This window comes from Arthrobacter sp. R4 (genome assembly GCF_051365025.1).
Classification (GTDB): domain Bacteria; phylum Actinomycetota; class Actinomycetes; order Actinomycetales; family Micrococcaceae; genus Arthrobacter.
Genome location: NZ_JBLWIJ010000013.1, coordinates 244,067 through 262,037, shown reverse-complemented (window position 1 = coordinate 262,037; position 17,971 = coordinate 244,067). Strand labels below are relative to the sequence as shown.

Below are 17,971 nucleotides of genomic sequence, written 5' to 3'. Positions count from 1 at the left end.
CGCCGGTGGCAGCTAGGCGTGCTGCTGCGACTCGTGCTCCGAGTGGCTGGCAGGTTCAAGTTGGAACGTGCAGTGCTCAGTATCGAAGTGGGAACCAAGGCATGTGGTCAGCTTGTCCAGCAGTTGGTCCGCGCCGCGGGCGTTGAGTACCCCGTCCTCCACCACAACGTGCGCCGAAAATACCGGCACCCCCGAGGTGATGGTCCAGATGTGGATGTCGTGGACGTCGGACACGCCGTCAACCGAAAGAATGTGCTCGCGGATCATCTTCACCTCAACCCCTTTCGGGGTTGCTTCAAGGAGGACATCCACCACGTCACGCAGCAGGGTCCAGGCTCGGGGCAGGATCATCAAGGCGATCACCACTGAGGCTATGGTGTCGGCGGCTTGATAGCCGGTGAGCAGGATGACCACTGCCGCGACGATGACGGCGATGGACCCGAGCAGGTCCCCGAGCACCTCCAGGTAGGCGCCCCGGACGTTCAGGCTTTCCTTGTGCCCACCTTGCAGGATCACCAGGGACACCACGTTGGCCACCATGCCCAGGATTGCAGCGAAGAGCATGATGCCGGTTTGGACCTCGGGCGTCGATCCAATACGCCTGATGGCTTCGGAGAAGATGACGACGGAAATCACAATCAGGATCAGGGCGTTTGCCAGCGCCGCCAGGACTTCGGCGCGCTGGTAGCCATAGGTCCGCTGGTCGCTCGCGGGGCGGCCCGCAATCCAGGCGGCCAGCAGCGCGATGGTCACCCCTGCCGCGTCAGAGAGCATGTGGCCGGCGTCTGCCAGCAGCGCCAGAGATCCGGACAGGGCCGCACCCACCACCTGGACCATCACCACAGCCAACGTTATGGCCAAGACAGCAATCAGCCGTTTGCGGTGCCGGCCTGTTGCGGTCATCCCGTGCGAATGGTGGTGGTCGTGTCCCATGCCTACAAGGCTAGTCCGTGGGGTACTCAAACATGGGACCGCTAATCCCACCCGAGTTCATGCAGCCGCTCGTCGTCGATGCCGAAGTGGTGGGCAATTTCGTGGATGACGGTCACAGCCACCTCTTCGACCACCTCGTCGCGCGACTCACAGATGTCCAGGATGGGCTGGCGGAAGATCGTGATCCGGTCCGGCAGGGAACCGGCGTCCCACCAGGAGTCACGCTCCGTCAGGGGGACTCCCTCGTAGAGTCCCAGCAGGACGGTGTCCGGATCCTCATCGGGCCCGGGAACGTAGTCGTCGTCGATGAAGACCGCCACGTTGTCCATGGCCTGGGCGATCTTGGGCGGGATCCGGTTCAGGGCGTCGCTGACCGCTGACTCAAATTCGTCGTCGGACATTGAGAACGGAGGGGTCTCCTGCGGGCCGTCCGGGATGATGGGAAGTCCGGGCGGGAGGTGTGCGGGCATACTCCGACTCTAGCGGGAAACCCCTAGGCAGCGTTTCGGGGTCCGCGGGACCGACGCCTCGTGAGGCCCACGCCCACCAGGCAGACCACGCCTCCCACGAGCCCCCAGATCGTGGGGATTTCGCTGAGCACCAGCCACGAGATCAGGATCGTGGCCCCCGGCACCAGGTAGGTAGTGGCGGCGAGTTTGCCGGCGTCGATCAGCGACAGCGCATACGCCCAGGTGGTGAAAGCGATGGCTGTGGGGAAAACGCCCAGGTAGAGCAGCCCCAAGGTTGCCGGCAGCGGGGCGGACTGCAGCTCTGAGACGAGCTGCCCGGTGAACGGCAGGCAGCAAGCGGCTCCCACCAGGATTCCGAACAAGGTGGCCTGGCCGGCCGGGAATTTCCGGAGCACCGGCTTCTGGATGATGACGCTGACGGCGGCGAGCACGGCGGCCAGGAGGCAGAGCAGCACTCCCGCAACGTCCGCCGTCGAACCGTCCCCTGAACCCGAACCCGAGCCAAACGCGATCAGCGCCACCCCGCCGAACGCCACGAGACTGCCGATAATCAGCCACCGCGGGAAGCCTTCCTTGAGGAAGACGCCGGCGAGAACGGCAATGAGAATGGGAGAGACATTGATCAGCATGGCGCTGGTGCCGGCGTCCAGCAGGTGCTCGGCGGCGTTCAGGGCAACGTTGTAGCCGCCGAACCACATCACGCCGTAGGCCAGGATCGGCCACCACTCCCGCCCTTGCGGCAGCTTCCTGGACTTCAGCAGCTGCGGCAGCACCACGGCGCCAAGCACGACGGCGGCAACCGCCAGCCTGCCCAGCGTCAGGGAGCCGGGGGAAAATGTGGGGCCGATCGCCCGGATGCCCACGAACGCCGACGCCCAAAGCACCACAGTGACGGCCACGGCCGCGATGCCGAGGGCATTGATGCGGCTGGGGGAGGCAGAAGGCGTCGCTGAGGTCACAGAGTTGGTGCGGGAGGTGGTTGCCATGCTGCCCAATCTATCCGGGTCACGATAACCGCGGCTGGCGGAAATCGGCCACGTCTAGTCGAGTTCCTGCCAAAGGCGCGCCCGGGGATGGCTGGGACCTCGATTAGGATGCGTTTCATGGTCTCAGCTGCAACATCGTCGCCGGACACCGCTAAGCGAATACGCCTTGTCATCTGGATCCTGCTGGCCGTCATCGTGGTTGGAGGCGCGGCTTGGTATGCGGTGTTGACAACGAACAAGCCGTCACAGGATCCGCCGGTGGCCGGCAACGGGGAGGCCAGCAGCGAACAGCTTGTCCGGACTGACAGCCACCGGCTCACCACTCCGGCAGTGGAAAAGGCGCAACTCGTGGAGTTCCTGGACTTCGAATGCGAGGCCTGCCGTTCCATCCATCCCTTCGTGGAAGAACTTAAAGAGGAATTCGGCGACAGGATCACCTTCGTCAACCGGTACTTTCCCTTGTCATCGCACCCGAACTCAGGACAAGCTGCCCTCGCAGTTGAAGCCGCCGCACGGCAGGGCAAGTTCGCAGCGATGCAGGCCAAGTTGTTCGAAACCCAGGACCAGTGGCATGGACAACCCGAATCCCAGGCGCCCCTTTTCAGGACGTTCGCCGCGGAACTGGAACTGGACCTGGCTGCATTCGATGCTGCAGTCGCAGACGACAAAACCAAGCAACGCATCCGGGCTGACATCACGGACGGGATTGCCTTAGGCGTGACCGGTACGCCCACGTTTTTCCTCGACGGCGAAAAGCTCACCCTTAGCACCAAGCAGGAGTTCCGGCAGAAACTTGCCGACGCCGTGAAGTAGCGGAGTGGCGGAGCGGCTGCCTTTTTCAGGCCGTCCGGGCCCACTCCAGAACCCGGTCCAGCGGCCAGGTGGTGATGATGCGCTCGGCTGGCACGCCATTGCTGGCCGCCCGAGCCGCGCCGTACTGCAGGAAGTCCAGCTGCCCGGGGGCGTGCGCGTCGCTGTCAATGGAGAACAGGCAACCGGCGTCGAGGGCGAGCTGGATCAGGTCGTCCGGTGGATCCTGCCGCTCCGGCCGCGAGTTGATCTCCACGGCCACGTTGTTTTCCGCACAGGCGGCGAACACCTTCTTGGCGTCGAACTCTGACTGCGGACGTGTCCCGCGCGATCCTTCCACCAGGCGGCCGGTGCAGTGGCCCAACACGTTCGTGTGTGGATCGCGGATGCCCGCCAGCATGCGCCGGGTCATGGTGCTCCGGTCCGACCGCAGTTTTGAATGGACACTGGCCACCACAATGTCCAGCCGGTCCAGCATTTCGGGAGCCTGGTCCAGCTCACCATTCTCCAAGATGTCCACCTCGATCCCGGCGAGGAGGGTGAAGCCGTTTTTGCCGGTGCCGGCGTTGATCCCCGCCACCACGTCGAGTTGCTCAGTGAGGCGTTCGGCACTGAGCCCGTTGGCAACCTTGAGGTTGGGGGAGTGGTCAGTGAGCGCCAGGTACTCCCGACCCAGCACCTGCGCGGCCTCAGCCATCAGCGAGATGGGGGATCCGCCGTCGGACCAGTCGCTGTGGCTGTGGAGGTCACCGCGGAGGGATGAGAGAAGTTCGTTGCCGCCCTCCGCCAGCGTTCCTGTGCTGCGCTGGCGCAGGTCCTCCAGGTAGTCCGGCACTTCGCCATTCACGGCCTGGCGGATCACTTCGTACGTCCGGTCGCCGATTCCCTTCATGCGCTTGAGCCTGCCATCGTGCGCCCGCGCTTCCAGTTCGGCGGGCTCCAGGTCAGCGATGATGCCCGCTGCCTTCCGGAAAGCTTGGACCTTGAACGTGGCGGCGCGTTCGCGCTCCAGCCAGAAAGCAATTTCGTTGAGCGCGGCGACGGCATCCATCTGTCCATCTTCGCCGCTTCCGGGTGCTTTGGTCAGGTGCGTGGGGGTCGATTTTGGATTATCCCGGCGAAGGCCCTATAGTTTTAGAGTCCAGTTCGGAGGAACTGCGAAGGACAAAGACTGACAGCCTCGGCTCGAAGCCTTTTCTTTTTGCTCCGAACGGGTTCTGGCCCCCATCGTCTAGCGGCCTAGGACACCGCCCTTTCACGGCGGCGGCACGGGTTCGAATCCCGTTGGGGGTACGCAAGGAACTGGTCAGGCAGGCATAAAAAGTCTGGTAGGCTGGAAGCCTTGAAAAAACGCGGTAGCGATACTGCGGAAGCAAGAAATGCAAGGCCCTGTAGCGCAGTTGGTTAGCGCGCCGCCCTGTCACGGCGGAGGTCGCGGGTTCAAGTCCCGTCAGGGTCGCTCTGATTGCCAGAAGAAATTCCGGCGGTCATGGTGACATGTCACCTAGGCTCTGTAGCTCAGTTGGTAGAGCGTTCGACTGAAAATCGAAAGGTCACCGGATCGACGCCGGTCGGAGCCACCACTGGGAAGCATCAGTTCTTCGGAACTGGTGCTTTTCTTCTTTAACGGCTGCGCTCCTTGGTGGCGCCACGGCCCCGAGTACTCGCTCCCCGCAGCTTCTCCCCGACGCTTGGACAATTCCCCCTGGAGTTTCAAGGGGATTAGTCCGTTTCTGGGGGAGTGGCCAAAATTAGCCGTTGACATGATCCAACTAACGCGCGTAACCTAAATCACACAGCGCAAGTAACGCGCGTTAGTAGCCCAGATGCCCGGTCAATAGGCCGGCCCCAGACAGAAATTCCGGAGCATTCAATGGCGAACAGCACCCCACCCGCACCCGCTGCGGAGGCAGGCGCAGCCAGGCGAACGACGACGGCGGTCCCCATCAACCGTGGTGTCACCATGGCGGACGTTGCCAAGGCCGCCGGAGTGTCCCGAACCGCCGTTTCCTTCGTCCTCAGCAACCGGGAAAACTCCAGCATCTCCGAAGACACCAAGCACCGCATCCTCGAAGCTGTCCAGACACTGGGCTACCGGCCCAACGCCGGCGCGCGGGCCCTGGCTTCGCAGCGGAGTGACTGGTACGGACTGGTGACAGAGATCGTCACGGCACCCTTCGCCGTCGACATCATCAAGGGCGCCCAGGACCAGGCCTGGCTGGACCGCAGGTTCCTGCTCATCGCCCCCTCCGACCAGGCCGATGCCGTAGGACCCAACCAGGGCATGGAAGATGCCGCCGTTGAAAAGCTGCTGGAACAAAGAGTGGAAGGGCTTCTCTACGCGGCTACCTACCACCGGGGTGTGCACGTTCCCCAAAGCGCCCACGAAGTGCCCACCGTCCTCATCAACTGCTTCGACGCGGATGGGAAGCTGCCCTCGATCGTCCCCGACGAACGCGCCGGCGGCCGCGTCGCCGTCGAACGTTTGCTCCGGGCCGGACACTCCCGGATCGGCGTCATCAACCTGGATCCTGACATCCCCGCCGCCGTCGGGCGCTTGGAGGGTTGCCGCGAAGCACTCGCCGAAGCAGGCTTGGAACTCGATCCTGAACTCATCGTGTCGGGCCACGCGACGGCAGATGGCGGCTACGAGGCCGCCTGCGAAATCCTTGACAAATTTGAAGCGGGGGCAGGTAGGCCAACTGCCCTGTTCTGCCTCAACGACCGGATGGCCATGGGCGCCTATGACGCCATTAAGGAGCGCGGGCTCGCCATCCCCCAAGACATCGCCGTGATCGGCTTCGACAACCAGGAACTCATTGCGGCCTACCTTAGGCCAAAACTGACCACGGTTGCGTTGCCCTTCGAGGAGATGGGTGCGCTGGGTGTCCAGACACTCGCAAGCCTTACAGCAGGACAGCCGATCACTGCACATCAGCAAATGGTCGACTGTCCGCTGCTAGAACGCTATTCAGTCTGACGGCAAATCAACTACTGAACAGCAAACCCCAACCACACCTTCACCTTCAGCGATGAAGAGAGGAAAGAGAACTCCATCATGACACAACAGCGATTCCTTCGGCCTGCCCGGATCACGGCGGCCACCCTGGCAATAGGTGCCCTCCTGCTCACGGGCTGCTCGGCCAACCAGGTCAGTACAGGCGCCAGTGGCGGCTCGTCAGAGAGCGCACTACTCACGATCCCGCGTGAGGACATGGGCACGTTCGTCCAGAACTTCAACCCGTTCGCACCCACGCTGAACCCCATGGTGCAGCAGTCGATCTACGAGTCCCTGCTGATCTTCAACCCGGCCAATGGCGAAACCACTCCGTGGCTCGCCACGGAGTGGCAAGCAGCAGAGGACGGCAAGTCCATCACCTTCACACTGCGCGACGGTGTGAAGTGGTCCGACGGGCAGCCGCTGGTGGCCGAGGACATCGCTTACACTTTCGAACTCCAAAAGAAGATCAAGGGCGGCTACGACTACCTCGAAAACGTGGCCCCCGAGGGCACCAACAAGGTGAAGTTCAACTTCAGCAAACCGTGGTCACCGGCCCTCTACGACCTGGGCCAGCTCACTATCCTGCCCAAGCACATCTGGTCCGCACTGGCCGATCCGGAGAAGGACGCCAACGCCAAACCGGTCGGCACCGGCCCCTACACGGAGGTGGACAGCTTCCAGGCCCAGTCCTTCGTGCTGAAGAAGAACCCCAACTACTGGCAGCCGGAAAAGCAGAAAATCGCCGGCATCAAGATGCTCGCCTTCGCGGGGAACGACGGCGCCAACCTCGCCGCCGCGAACGGCGACGTGGACTGGGCCCCGCAGTACATGCCCAACATCGAGAAGACCTTCGTTTCGAAGGACCCCGAACACCGCCAGTACTGGTTCCCGGCCACGGGCGCGATGATCAACTGGCAGCTCAACACCGCCAAGGCACCCTTCAACGACGTAGACGTCCGCAAGGCACTCAGCATGGCCGTGGACCGCGACCAGGTGACCAAGATCGGCATGAGCGGCTACGCCAAACCGGCCGACTGCACGGGTCTTTCCGGCAACTATGAAAAGTGGAAGAGCGCCGACGTCAAGGACAGCTGCACCTGGACGAAACTGGACGTGGACGCTGCCAACGCGCTGCTGGACAAAGCCGGCTACGCCAAGGGAGCCGACGGCAAACGCACGCTGAAAGACGGCAAGCCTTTCGAGTTCAAGATCTCCGTAGGAGCTTCCTCGTCCGACTGGCTGTCGGTGGCCAACGTCATTTCCCAGAACCTGGCTGAGATCGGCGTGACGGCCAAGGTTGATTCCCCGGACTGGGCCGCGGTGGTAGCCAGCTATGAGACGGGGGACTTCGACTCGGGCATCGTGTGGAGCGCCAACGATCCCAGCCCTTACAAGTACTTCAACACCTCCATGGGCACCGCAACGGTCAAGCCGGTGGGGACTAAAACCTTCGACAACTACCACCGCTTCGGGGACGCCGAGGCAGACGCGCTGCTGGCCGAGTTCGCGGCGGAGGCCGACGAGTCCAAGCAGAAGGACATCGCCGTCAAACTCCAGGAGGAGTACAACGACGCCGCGCCATTGGTGCCACTGTTTTCCGGACCGGTCTGGGGCGCCTTCAATGACACCCGTTTCACGGGCTGGCCCACGGAGGACAACCCGTACGCGACGCTCTCGGAACGTTCACCTACCACGGTCCTGGTCCTGACCTCGCTGGAACCGCGCAAGTAAGCGCGTACAAAACCGCGTACCTCCAAGAGGCCCGCGCTGCTCCTATCAACGCAGCAGCGCGGGCCCGCCATCAAACTTTCCGCAATTCCCGAATGGAGGGAAACCGTGCGCTTTATCCTGCGCCGCCTGGGTTTCTACCTGATTGCCTTCTGGGTGTCCATCACCCTGAATTTCCTGCTCCCGCGCTTTATGCCCGGCGATCCCGTCTCCCGGATGTTCGCCCGGACCCAGGACCGGATGCAGCCTGAACAGATCGAGCAGCTGCGAAAGCTGCTCGGCGTGGACGACCGGCCCCTCTGGGAACAGTACATCGGCTACCTCCACAACATGCTGACCGGGCAGATGGGCGTTTCCATCTCCCGCTTCCCGGCCCCCGTTACCGAGGTGATCGGCTCACAAGTGGGCTGGACGCTCCTGCTGGGCGGAACCGCACTGGTGATTGCCGCCGTCGTGGGTAACCTGCTGGGAATCCTGGCCGCATGGCGGCGCGGGGGAGCCGTTGATTCGGCACTTCCGCCGCTGCTGATCTTCATTGGATCCTTCCCCTACTTCTGGCTCGCCATGGGCGCCCTTTACCTGTTCGGCGTCACGCTGGGCTGGTTCCCGATCCGGCACGCCTTCAGCGACACCATCACCCCGGGCTTCAGCTGGGAGTTTGTGTCCGACGTCGGCATGCACCTGGTGCTTCCGGCCCTCACCATCGTGCTGGTCTCCCTTGGCGGCTGGATGCTGGGCATGCGCAACACCATGATCGCCACGAACGCGGAGGACTACATCACCATGGCCGAGGCGAAGGGTTTGCGTCCGGGCCGGATCATGTTCCGCTACGCCGCCCGCAACGCCATGCTGCCATCCGTCACAGCCTTTGGCATGAGCCTGGGCTTCGTCGTGGGCGGGGCACTCCTGACAGAGGTGGTGTTCGCCTACCCCGGCGTCGGCTACCAGCTCCTGGCCGCCGTACAGGGCCTGGACTACCCGCTCATGCAGGGCCTGTTCCTGACCATCACGGCCGCCGTGCTGCTGGCCAATTTCCTGGTGGACATCCTCTACGTCCGCCTCGACCCGCGCGTGCGCAGCAACTAGGACTGATCATGACCACTTCCATCGCAAACACCGCTTCCAGCCTGCCGGGCGAGACCCGCGCGGCGGATCCGCTGACCGGCAAAATGCCCGACGGCGGCACCGGACTTCCGTCCGGAGGCTCGGCCCGCAGGCCCAACCAGGGCCTGCTCCACGGCCTGCTGACCAACAAAAAGGCCATGACCGGCGCTGCCATCCTCCTCGTGTTCATCGCCCTGGCGCTCCTGGCCCCGGTGCTTTACCCGGACAACCCCTCCAAGATCAGCGGCATGGCGTCCCAGGAACCGGACGCTGAGTTCTGGCTCGGGACCACGGCGAAGGGCCAGGACGTCCTGGCACTCACTATCCACGGTGCCCGCAGTTCCCTTTTTGTGGGCCTGACCGTGGGGTTCGCCTCCACGTTTATCGGCATCCTGGTGGGTCTCGCTTCGGCGTACTTCGGTAAGTTCATCGACGAAGCCCTGTCCCTCACCACCAACGTCTTCCTCCTGCTGCCAGGCCTGCCATTGCTGGTGATCCTGGCCGCGTTCCTTCCCCCCGGGCTTGGCACCGTCATCCTGGTCCTGGTGGTCACCGGCTGGGCCGGCTCCGCCCGGGTGTTGCGTTCGCAGGCGCTGTCCATCCGGTCCAAGGACTTTGTGGCGGCGGCCGTAGTTACCGGCGAGCGGCCGCTGCGGATCATGTTCGGAGAAATTCTTCCGAACATGGCCTCGATCGTGATGGGCACACTCCTGGCGTGCATCATCTACGGCATCGGCGCGCAGGCCGGCCTCGAATTCCTCGGGCTGGGTGACGTCAGCACTGTCTCCTGGGGAAACAACCTCTACTGGGCCGGAAATGAAGGGGCCCTGCTGACAGGCAGCTGGTGGGTTTTTGTCCCCTCCGGCCTCTGCATTGCCCTCGTGGCATTCTCGCTGGCGCTGATCAACTACGCGGTGGACGAGGTTACCAACCCCCGCTTGCGGAAAATCAAGAAAACCAAGCCCCTCCCCACCGGAAAGCGAGCAGCGGAATGACCGTTTCCCAGACCTCCCTCGGCTCGTCCCTGCCCGTCCTGGAGATCAAGGACCTCACCGTTAAGTACCGGAGCGACACCAGGTCCATTACCGCCGTCGACCGCGTCTCCTTCAGCATTGGCGCCGGCGAAATCTTCGGCCTGGCCGGCGAATCCGGCTGCGGCAAGTCCACCATCGCCAACACCATCATGCGGTTGCTGCGCGACCCCGCGGAGGTCGCCGGCGGAAGCATCCGCTTTGGCGGCAGGGACGTACTGGCAATGGGCAAGGAGGAGTTGCGCCGTTTCCGCTGGCAGGACGTGGCCATGGTTTTCCAGTCGGCGATGAACTCGCTGAACCCGGTGATGACTATCGGCGACCAGATCGTGGATATCTACACCACCCACGCTGGCTATTCGCGTCAGGAGTCCCTGCGGAGGGCTGCCGAACTCCTGGAACTGGTCCGGATCGACCCGGCACGGCTGAAGGCGTACCCGCACCAGCTTTCGGGCGGGATGCGCCAGCGCGCGGTCATCGCGATGGCTGTGGCGCTGAAGCCCTCGCTCCTGATCCTTGACGAGCCCACCACGGCCCTGGACGTAGTGGTGCAGCAGGAGATCATGGCCCAGATCAAGGACCTGCAGCACCAGTTGGGTTTCTCCGTCCTGTTCATCACGCACGACATGTCCCTCATGGTGGAGCTATCGCACCGGATGGCGGTGATGTACGGAGGCAGAATCGTGGAAACGGCCAAGGCCAAGGACATCCACTCCGCCCCGCGCCACCCGTACACCCAAGCCCTCATGGGAGCTTTCCCACCCCTGACAGGGCCGCGGGTACCGCTGACCGGACTGGCCGACGGCGTGAAGTTCAGCAACATCGCAGACCTCCAGGAAGAGGCGCCGGGACATTTCGTGGCCCCGGTTTCCCCGGACCAGATTGCCCAGAACCAGCCTGCCCTCGAAGGAGCACACCCGTGAGCAAGCACAGTGACACACCAGCCCCGGAGGTCCCAGCCCTTGAGGTAAGAGGCCTGTCCAAGGATTTCCACAGCGGAGGCTTGTTCGCCCGTGCCACGGTGCGTGCGCTCGGCGGGGTGGACCTCAGCATCGGCAGGGGCGAAATCGTGGCCCTTGTGGGGGAGTCAGGCTCAGGAAAGAGTACCCTCGCCCGATGCATTGCGCGGCTGGAAAAGCCGCGTGCCGGGCAGGTCCTGCTGGACGGAACGGACGTCCTAAAGCGGGACCGGTTCCAGGCGTCCAAGGGGTACCGGTCACGGGTACAAATGGTGTTCCAGGATCCGTTCGGCTCGCTCAACCCGGTCCACCGGATCGAACATTTCCTCACACGTTCCTTGGCCCTTCACCGTAAGGCCGGGACGCCCGCGGGGCTTCAGACCCGGTTGGAGGAGCTGATGACCACGGTGGGGCTTACGCCGGACATGCTCAATTCCTACCCGCACGAACTCTCCGGCGGCCAGCGCCAGAGGGTGGCCATCGCCCGGGCACTGGCGGTCGAACCCGACGTAATCCTCGCCGACGAGCCCACCTCTATGCTGGATGTCTCGGTCCGGATCGGCATCCTCAACCTGCTGCGCGGACTCCGTGACCGGCAGGGCATCTCCATGCTGTACATCACCCACGACCTCGCCTCCGCGCGTTATCTCGCGGATCGCATCGCCGTGATGTTTGCCGGTGAACTGGTGGAGGAAGGCGAGTCCCTGGATTTGCTGGCGAATCCGGCGCACCCCTACACCCGGCTGCTGGTATCGGCAGTTCCGGACCCTGCCCGCACCGGATCCTACGATCCATCCGCCCGGGCGGCGCTTCGGGCGGCGGTGATGGAACCGGCGTCGTGCGAGTACGACGGCGACCCGCAGCAGCGGTGTTCAGCCTCCACGCCGGTGCGGCACCAGGTGGGCGATGCCGCCAATCGGCATTGGGTCCGATGCCACCTGTACCGGCCGACGGCCGCCGCAGCGGGCCACGCCCTGGCAACCGAACCCCTGGATGAAGTGGTTTCCGCATGACCGGCCTGTCCCACCCCCTGGCCATCGTGCCGCAGGACGAACTCGTGGCACGGGCCGAGGCGGATCCGCACAGGCCCCGCTTCCACTTTGTTTCGCCGGCGGGCTGGCTCAACGATCCCAACGGGGTGAGCCAATGGAACGGCACCTACCACCTCTTCTACCAATACAACCCCGAGGGCGCCTTCCACCACCGCATCCTCTGGGGCCATGCCACCAGTCCGGACCTGGTCAACTGGACGGACAAGCCGGTGGCCCTGGAACCCTCCGACGGGCCGGACGTTGACGGCTGCTGGTCCGGGGTGCTCGTGAACGACGGCGGCACGCCCACCCTGGTGTATTCAGGCCGCCTGGGCGAACGTGAACTTCCCTGTGTGGCCGTCGGCTCACCTGACCTGCTCAGCTGGACCAAAGCCCCGGAAAATCCGGTGATTTCCGGCGCTCCCACCGGAGTGGACATCACCGCGTACCGCGACCATTGCGTGTGGCGTGAAGGCTCCGGCTGGCGCCAGCTGGTGGGTTCGGGCATCCGCGGCCGGGGCGGGACGGCCTTCCTCTATGAGTCCCATGACCTCCGGAACTGGGACTACATTGGGCCGCTGTTCATCGGCGACGCCTCCGCCGGCGACCCCGCGGCGACGGACTGGGAAGGCACGATGTGGGAATGCGTGGACCTCTTCCGCGCCGGTCCCGGGGTGCTTGGAGATGCTGCAGGGCCGCTGGAGGAGGGGAATGCAGGCCCTGACGTACTCGTCTTTTCCGCATGGGACGACGGCGACACGCGGCACCCGCTGTACTGGACCGGACGCTACGCGGGAGACTCGTACAGCCCCTGGCAGCTGCGCCGGCTGGATTATGGCGGCCGGTACTTCTACGCCCCCCAGTCGTTCGCTGACGATAGGGGCCGCCGCGTGATGTTCGGGTGGCTGCAGGAGGGCCGGACGGATGAGGCCATGGTGGAGGCGGGCTGGTCCGGCGTGATGAGCCTGCCGCGGGTGGCCACCTTGGACGCCCTAGGGGAACTGGTGTTTGCGCCTGTGGCGGAGATCGAGTCACTTCGCCGGGACCACGTGCGGATCGGTCCGAGGGAGGTGGCCGGCAGCGAGGTCCTGGCCGGGGTTGGCGGGAACCAACTGGACCTGGAACTTGACCTTGACGTGGAGCCGGGGAGCGTTTTCCGGCTCGGGATACTGGGCTCGGGTGCCTGTTCCAGTGGCGCCGGGACCGAGGAGACGGTTATCGAAATCCGGCGCAATGCCGGGATCAGTGGGGATTCGTTCGTGGCCTTGGACCGCTCCCGCAGCAGCCTGGACCTGTCGGTGGACAGTGAGGAAAGATCCGGTCCGGTAACCCTGCCCGGTGGAAGGCTTCGGCTCCGCGTCCTGGTGGATCGCTCCGCCGTGGAGATCTTCGCGAACGGCAAACCTTTGACCGCCCGGGTGTATCCGACGCTCGGCGGGACCGCCGTGCGCCTGTCCGCCGAGGGAGCGGTTCGCCTTCGGCAGTTGGATGCCTGGCGGATGGAAGGGATCTTCAGCGGCCCACGTCCGCTTTTCCCCTGACGCACTCTCCCCCCGGCCACGCGCGGAACTTTGCGTGAACCTGGGGTTGCCGCAGCGTGACATTTCCCACGGTTGAGTATTTCTGATGAAACATTTGACTCAGCCAAACCGTTATGGCACGCGCGCGGTTTGGTAGATGTAAGCGCTTGCATAAAATGTCTGACATGTGGCGTTTGGGTGATGAAACACGGTTTGAAAAGCCCTCCGGGGGCTGCCTAGCGTAGAAGCAGCTCAGGAAAATAACGATTTGTCCTGCGCCACTTACGGGGCCCCACCCAAGTCCCGTTACCCCTCGATACAACGGCGTCCTCGATGACGCTGCGGTGTTGTTGGGCTCGCCGGAGTATTCGGGGCACCAGGGCATACGCCCGTCTTCCACGAATAGTTTCAACTCCGCGAGAAGAGCAAAAATGCACAAGCACCCCCAAACTCCCCGGATGCTGCGGTGGCGTCCCGCTGCCGCAGCACTGGCGGCAGCTGTTGCGGCCTCGGCCTTCCTGGCCATCCCGTCAGCACAGGCCAACGAGCCGGCGGATCCGCCGGCAGCCGAGCAGATGCCGGCCCCTACCCCGGGCTTCCCCCTGCCCACCAAGCACAGCCAGCAGGCCCACGACCCGGCGTCGGACTTCACGTCCAAGTGGACCCGCGCCGATGCCAAGCAGATCATGGCGCAGAGCGATTCCACCGTCGCTCCCGGTGAAAACTCCATGAGCCCGGATGTCACCATGCCGGAAATCCCCGAGGATTTCCCCACCATGAATGACGACGTCTGGGTCTGGGACACCTGGTCCCTCACGGACGAAAACGCGAACCAGATCAGCTACAAGGGCTGGGACGTCATCTTCTCGCTCGTGGCCGACCGCCACGCCGGATACGGCTTCGACCAGCGCCACTGGAACGCCCGGATCGGTTACTTCTTCCGCAAGACCAACGCCGATCCGGCCAAGGACAAGTGGAACTACGGCGGCCACGTCTTCGCCGACGGTGCCTCAATCGGCAACACTGAGTGGTCCGGCTCCACCCGCCTGATGCAGGGCAACCAGGTCAACGTGTTCTACACGGCCACCACCTTCTACGACGTGGCAGAGCGGAATGCGGGCGGCGGTGGAATCGCCCCGGATGCGGCCATTGCCAAGGCACTGGGCAAGATCCATGCAGATGAGAACGGCGTCACCTTCGACGGCTTCGAGCACACCAAGCTGCTGGAACCCGAGGGCAAGATGTACCAGACGAAGGAACAGAACCCGGGCTTCGCCTTCCGCGATCCGTACACCTTCGCTGACCCGGCGCACCCCGGCAAGACCTTTATGGTCTTCGAAGGCAACACCGGCGGCACCCGTGGCGAGTACCGCTGCGAGGAGGAGGACCTCGGCTACCAGCCAGGCGACCCGCACGCTGAGAACCTGAATGAAGTCAACAGCACCGGAGCCTACTACCAGACCGCCAACGTTGGCCTGGCCGTAGCGGACAACAAGGACCTGACCAAGTGGTCCTTCCTGCCCCCGATCCTGTCCGCCAACTGCGTCAACGACCAGACTGAGCGCCCGCAGATCTTCATCCAGAACGAAAACGGCAAGAACAAGTACTACCTGTTCACCATCAGCCACCAGTTCACCTACGCGGCAGGCATGCGCGGCCCCGACGGCGTCTACGGCTTCGTGGGCGACGGCATCCGTTCCGACTACCAGCCGATGAACAACAGCGCCCTGGCCCTGGGTTCCCCGACGGACCTGAACATGCCGGCCAACGCTCCGGAAGGTCCTAACCCGCTCCAGAACGGCCGCCAGTTCCAGGCCTACTCGCACTACGTGCAGCCCGGTGGCCTGGTGCAGTCCTTCATCGACAACGTCAACGGCGTCCGCGGCGGATCCTTGTCGCCGACGGTGAAGATCAACTTCCAGAACGGCATCTCCCAGGTGGACCGCAGCTTCGGCCAGAACGGCCTCGGCCCGTTCGGCTACCTGCCCACCAACCTCCGCGTCGGCGGAGAGGGCCACTACAAGTGACCCGCGCCTAGCGGAAGCTGATCCAAAACCTTCCGCAGATGGAGGCGGGGATGTCCGGCATGGCCGGGCGTCCCCGCCTCCTGCCGTTAAGCCGCAGGCAGGGGATAGGGTTGGGAACAACAGAAGGGGGAGTGCCTGATGGAATACCAGAACCCACAACCCGATGCGGGCGTCCAAAACCATAGCGCCGGAAGTTTGGTGCCCGGCCACGGCCGGACCGTCATTTCTGAAACTGCCGTTGCGAAAGTTGCCGGCATCGCCGCCCGTGCTGTCCCGGGGGTCTATTCGCTCGGTTCCGGGCCCTCGCGCGCCCTCGGCGCCATCCGGGACGCCGTCGGCAGTTCAGACCACGCGGCCGGAGTGCACGCCGAGGTCGGCGAGACCCAGGTGGCGGTGGACATCAGCCTCGTGGCAACCTACGGCACGCCCCTCCATTCACTGGCTGACCAGGTCCGGTCCTCCGTGTACCGGGCAGTCGAAGACCTGGTTGGCCTGCAGGTCATTGAAGTGAACGTCGAAATCACCGATGTCTATGTGGCCCCGCCTGTGAAAACGTCAGGTCCGGCCATCGCAGAAAGAGAGGCCCTCCTGTGAATCTGACCGTTGTGGGAATCGGTGTGGGCGCCTTCGTGGCGTTTATGTCCTTCCAGTTCGGGCTGTGGGGCTTTCTGGTGTCGCTGCTGTTTATGGGTATCGGAGCCCTGCTGGGCCGCGCTGCGGAAGGAAAACTGGACCTGCGCGGCGTCCTGGATGCCATCATCGGCCGGCGCTCCTCGTCATGAGTTCGCCTGCACCGGCCCTTCGAGGCCAGGTATTTGGCGGCCACAACCGCATCAGCACGCAGGCCTTGACCAGCCTGGCGAAGGCCGCCGCAGCAGAAGCACTGGACGTGCCTGCCCAGGACGTCCGTGCGGACTGGTCCGACGACGACGGTCTGCTGGCATTGTCCCTCGTGGCACCCATCAACGTTCCGCCGCTGAAGGCAGTTGCTGCCAACGCCGGTAAGGTGGCGGCCTTCGGCGGGTCCATCTGGGACCGGACCGTCGCCGCGAAGGCACGGATCCTGGCAACCGTGACGGCACTGAGCGGCGCCCGGCTGAGCCGCGTGGATATCCGGATCAGCGGGGTCCGGATCAGTGAAGGCGGGCGGGTGAAATGAGCCAACCGGACAAGCAGCCGGACAAGCAGAGGATCCTCTACCGGGAGACCCACTCCTCCCGCGCTGTGGTGGCAACGCTCGTAGCAGTGCTCGTTGTGGTCCTGTGCGCTTATGGCCTCCTGGAATCAGCGGTCCACGCGATTGGCCAGCCTGCCTGGCTGATCGAACCGCAGAGGGCGGCGGAACGCATCGTGGCATTGCCTTCCGGAATTTCGCCGTTGCTGCTCGGCGCCCTGGGTGCCGTGCTTGCAATGATCGGCCTGTTCTTCCTTCTGAACGCTGTCCTTCCCGGCCGCCGTGCCCGGCATGTGCTCAATGGCCAGGGGGCTGACTGGAGCAGTCCTGCGGTAGTGGTGGACGATGAAGTCATAGCGTCCGCACTGGCCCGACGTGCCCGGCTCGCCGCCAACGTCACACCGGAACAGGTGATGGTTGTGGTGTCCCGGCGCCAGATCGTGGTGAATGTCCGCCCCACGTCCGGGGTGCCGGTGGATGAGGCGGCAGTCCTTGAGGCCGTGCAGTTCGAACTTGGCGAGATGGCGCTGGTTCCGGCTCCCGAGGTCCGGGTCAACCTGTCTTCGGCAGGGGTGATTGGCGCGTGACGAGCACCCCTGTACTGCTTAACAGGATCCTGGTGGGGATCTTGGGTATCAAGCTGTTCGTTGTTGGCCTCTTCCTGGTCCTGCTGGCCACCGTTCCGGCCGTCGCCTCGTGGTGGCATTCGTGGTCGGCGGACGCCTGGCAGGGAGTAAACCAGGCTTTCAACAACACGCGCTTTCCCGGCCGGCCCGAGAGTTGGCTCTGGATCGTGCTGGTCCTGGTGACCTTGTTGCTGATCGGACTGATGGTGGCCTGGGTGGCCCAGCAGGGCAAAGGACGCACCAATTTGCTGGTTTCAGACGACGACGCCGGAGACGTCGCGGGCGATGTGCGGATTGGGGGAGGGGTGGCCGAGCAGGCGCTCAAACACGCCCTTGCTGAACGGCCGGACCTCGCGGGCGCAACGGTGGCCACCTACGCGGTCAACGGCAGCCCGGCTTTGAAGATCCGGCTCCTCCCGCGCCAGGGCGTCGCCCCGCATCTGCTGGCTGCCGAAGTGGCAACCCTGGTTGAGGCCCTGAACGCGGTGGTTGGCAAACCCACCCCTGTGCTGATTCACATTGGCGCCGGTGCGCGGACGCGGTTCGGCCGGGCCGAACGCGTCCGCTGACG

18 protein-coding genes and 3 tRNA genes are annotated in these 17,971 nt (G+C 64.2%); 17 read left to right on the top strand and 4 right to left on the bottom strand.

Features of this window, described 5'->3' with window-relative positions; all coding sequences use genetic code 11:
• Positions 1-12 precede the first annotated feature (12 nt).
• The 3 genes from ACLKOZ_RS09735 to ACLKOZ_RS09725 are packed head-to-tail and all read right to left on the bottom strand — an operon-like array spanning position 13 to position 2,389.
• Complete coding sequence (locus tag ACLKOZ_RS09735) at positions 13-933, bottom strand: cation diffusion facilitator family transporter (protein ID WP_337351795.1); 921 nt, start codon at positions 931-933, stop codon at positions 13-15.
• 41 nt (positions 934-974) lie between these two features.
• Positions 975-1,403, bottom strand: a complete 429-nt coding sequence (locus ACLKOZ_RS09730; protein ID WP_337347095.1) for a metallopeptidase family protein — start codon at positions 1,401-1,403, stop codon at positions 975-977.
• Between the two features lie 23 nt (positions 1,404-1,426).
• Positions 1,427-2,389 (bottom strand): DMT family transporter, encoded by a 963-nt coding sequence (locus tag ACLKOZ_RS09725; RefSeq protein WP_436474677.1) that lies wholly within the window; start codon positions 2,387-2,389, stop codon positions 1,427-1,429.
• A gap of 117 nt (positions 2,390-2,506) precedes the next feature.
• Here ACLKOZ_RS09725 and ACLKOZ_RS09720 point away from each other — a divergent pair, with 117 nt between their 5' ends.
• Positions 2,507-3,202 carry a DsbA family protein gene (locus ACLKOZ_RS09720; protein ID WP_436474675.1) on the top strand — a complete coding sequence of 232 codons (696 nt, stop codon included), beginning with the start codon at positions 2,507-2,509 and terminating at the stop codon, positions 3,200-3,202.
• A 25-nt stretch (positions 3,203-3,227) separates the two neighbouring features.
• Here the strand turns inward: ACLKOZ_RS09720 and ACLKOZ_RS09715 are convergent, their stop codons facing one another.
• Positions 3,228-4,250, bottom strand: a complete 1,023-nt coding sequence (locus ACLKOZ_RS09715) for a PHP domain-containing protein (RefSeq protein WP_376044692.1) — start codon at positions 4,248-4,250, stop codon at positions 3,228-3,230.
• 169 nt (positions 4,251-4,419) lie between these two features.
• Between ACLKOZ_RS09715 and ACLKOZ_RS09710 the strand changes: the two genes are divergently transcribed.
• From ACLKOZ_RS09710 to ACLKOZ_RS09635, 16 genes are all read left to right on the top strand, one after another.
• Positions 4,420-4,492 (top strand) — tRNA-Glu (locus ACLKOZ_RS09710).
• Between the two features lie 92 nt (positions 4,493-4,584).
• Positions 4,585-4,658 (top strand) — tRNA-Asp (locus tag ACLKOZ_RS09705).
• A 48-nt stretch (positions 4,659-4,706) separates the two neighbouring features.
• Positions 4,707-4,782: transfer RNA gene (locus ACLKOZ_RS09700), tRNA-Phe, on the top strand.
• 290 nt (positions 4,783-5,072) lie between these two features.
• Positions 5,073-6,179, top strand: a complete 1,107-nt coding sequence (locus ACLKOZ_RS09695; RefSeq protein ID WP_436474672.1) for a LacI family DNA-binding transcriptional regulator — start codon at positions 5,073-5,075, stop codon at positions 6,177-6,179.
• Between the two features lie 78 nt (positions 6,180-6,257).
• The gene (locus tag ACLKOZ_RS09690) at positions 6,258-7,931 is read left to right on the top strand and encodes an ABC transporter substrate-binding protein (protein WP_436474670.1); all 1,674 of its coding nucleotides are present in this window, start codon (positions 6,258-6,260) and stop codon (positions 7,929-7,931) included.
• A gap of 105 nt (positions 7,932-8,036) precedes the next feature.
• Positions 8,037-9,014, top strand: a complete 978-nt coding sequence (locus tag ACLKOZ_RS09685) for an ABC transporter permease (protein WP_436474668.1) — start codon at positions 8,037-8,039, stop codon at positions 9,012-9,014.
• An 83-nt stretch (positions 9,015-9,097) separates the two neighbouring features.
• Positions 9,098-10,027 carry an ABC transporter permease gene (locus ACLKOZ_RS09680; protein WP_436474766.1) on the top strand — a complete coding sequence of 310 codons (930 nt, stop codon included), beginning with the start codon at positions 9,098-9,100 and terminating at the stop codon, positions 10,025-10,027.
• Complete coding sequence (locus tag ACLKOZ_RS09675; protein WP_436474666.1) at positions 10,024-10,986, top strand: ABC transporter ATP-binding protein; 963 nt, start codon at positions 10,024-10,026, stop codon at positions 10,984-10,986. The genes ACLKOZ_RS09680 and ACLKOZ_RS09675 overlap by 4 nt, the downstream gene beginning before the upstream one ends.
• On the top strand, positions 10,983-12,035 hold the full coding sequence (locus ACLKOZ_RS09670; RefSeq protein WP_436474664.1) for an ABC transporter ATP-binding protein: 1,053 nt from the start codon (positions 10,983-10,985) through the stop codon (positions 12,033-12,035). The genes ACLKOZ_RS09675 and ACLKOZ_RS09670 overlap by 4 nt, the downstream gene beginning before the upstream one ends.
• Positions 12,032-13,594: a glycoside hydrolase family 32 protein gene (locus ACLKOZ_RS09665; protein ID WP_436474662.1), complete on the top strand. Its 1,563-nt coding sequence runs from the start codon at positions 12,032-12,034 to the stop codon at positions 13,592-13,594. Before ACLKOZ_RS09670 ends, ACLKOZ_RS09665 begins: the two co-directional genes overlap by 4 nt.
• 410 nt (positions 13,595-14,004) lie before the next feature.
• Positions 14,005-15,600 carry a glycoside hydrolase family 68 protein gene (locus tag ACLKOZ_RS09660; RefSeq protein ID WP_436474660.1) on the top strand — a complete coding sequence of 532 codons (1,596 nt, stop codon included), beginning with the start codon at positions 14,005-14,007 and terminating at the stop codon, positions 15,598-15,600.
• A gap of 138 nt (positions 15,601-15,738) precedes the next feature.
• Entirely contained in the window at positions 15,739-16,194 is a 456-nt protein-coding gene (locus ACLKOZ_RS09655) for an Asp23/Gls24 family envelope stress response protein (protein WP_436474658.1), read from the top strand.
• Positions 16,191-16,382 carry a hypothetical protein gene (locus ACLKOZ_RS09650; protein WP_337347041.1) on the top strand — a complete coding sequence of 64 codons (192 nt, stop codon included), beginning with the start codon at positions 16,191-16,193 and terminating at the stop codon, positions 16,380-16,382. Before ACLKOZ_RS09655 ends, ACLKOZ_RS09650 begins: the two co-directional genes overlap by 4 nt.
• On the top strand, positions 16,379-16,759 hold the full coding sequence (locus ACLKOZ_RS09645; RefSeq protein WP_436474656.1) for a hypothetical protein: 381 nt from the start codon (positions 16,379-16,381) through the stop codon (positions 16,757-16,759). The genes ACLKOZ_RS09650 and ACLKOZ_RS09645 overlap by 4 nt, the downstream gene beginning before the upstream one ends.
• Positions 16,756-17,361 (top strand): DUF6286 domain-containing protein, encoded by a 606-nt coding sequence (locus tag ACLKOZ_RS09640; RefSeq protein ID WP_436474654.1) that lies wholly within the window; start codon positions 16,756-16,758, stop codon positions 17,359-17,361. Before ACLKOZ_RS09645 ends, ACLKOZ_RS09640 begins: the two co-directional genes overlap by 4 nt.
• Complete coding sequence (locus ACLKOZ_RS09635; RefSeq protein ID WP_436474652.1) at positions 17,358-17,969, top strand: hypothetical protein; 612 nt, start codon at positions 17,358-17,360, stop codon at positions 17,967-17,969. Before ACLKOZ_RS09640 ends, ACLKOZ_RS09635 begins: the two co-directional genes overlap by 4 nt.
• Positions 17,970-17,971 lie beyond the last annotated feature (2 nt).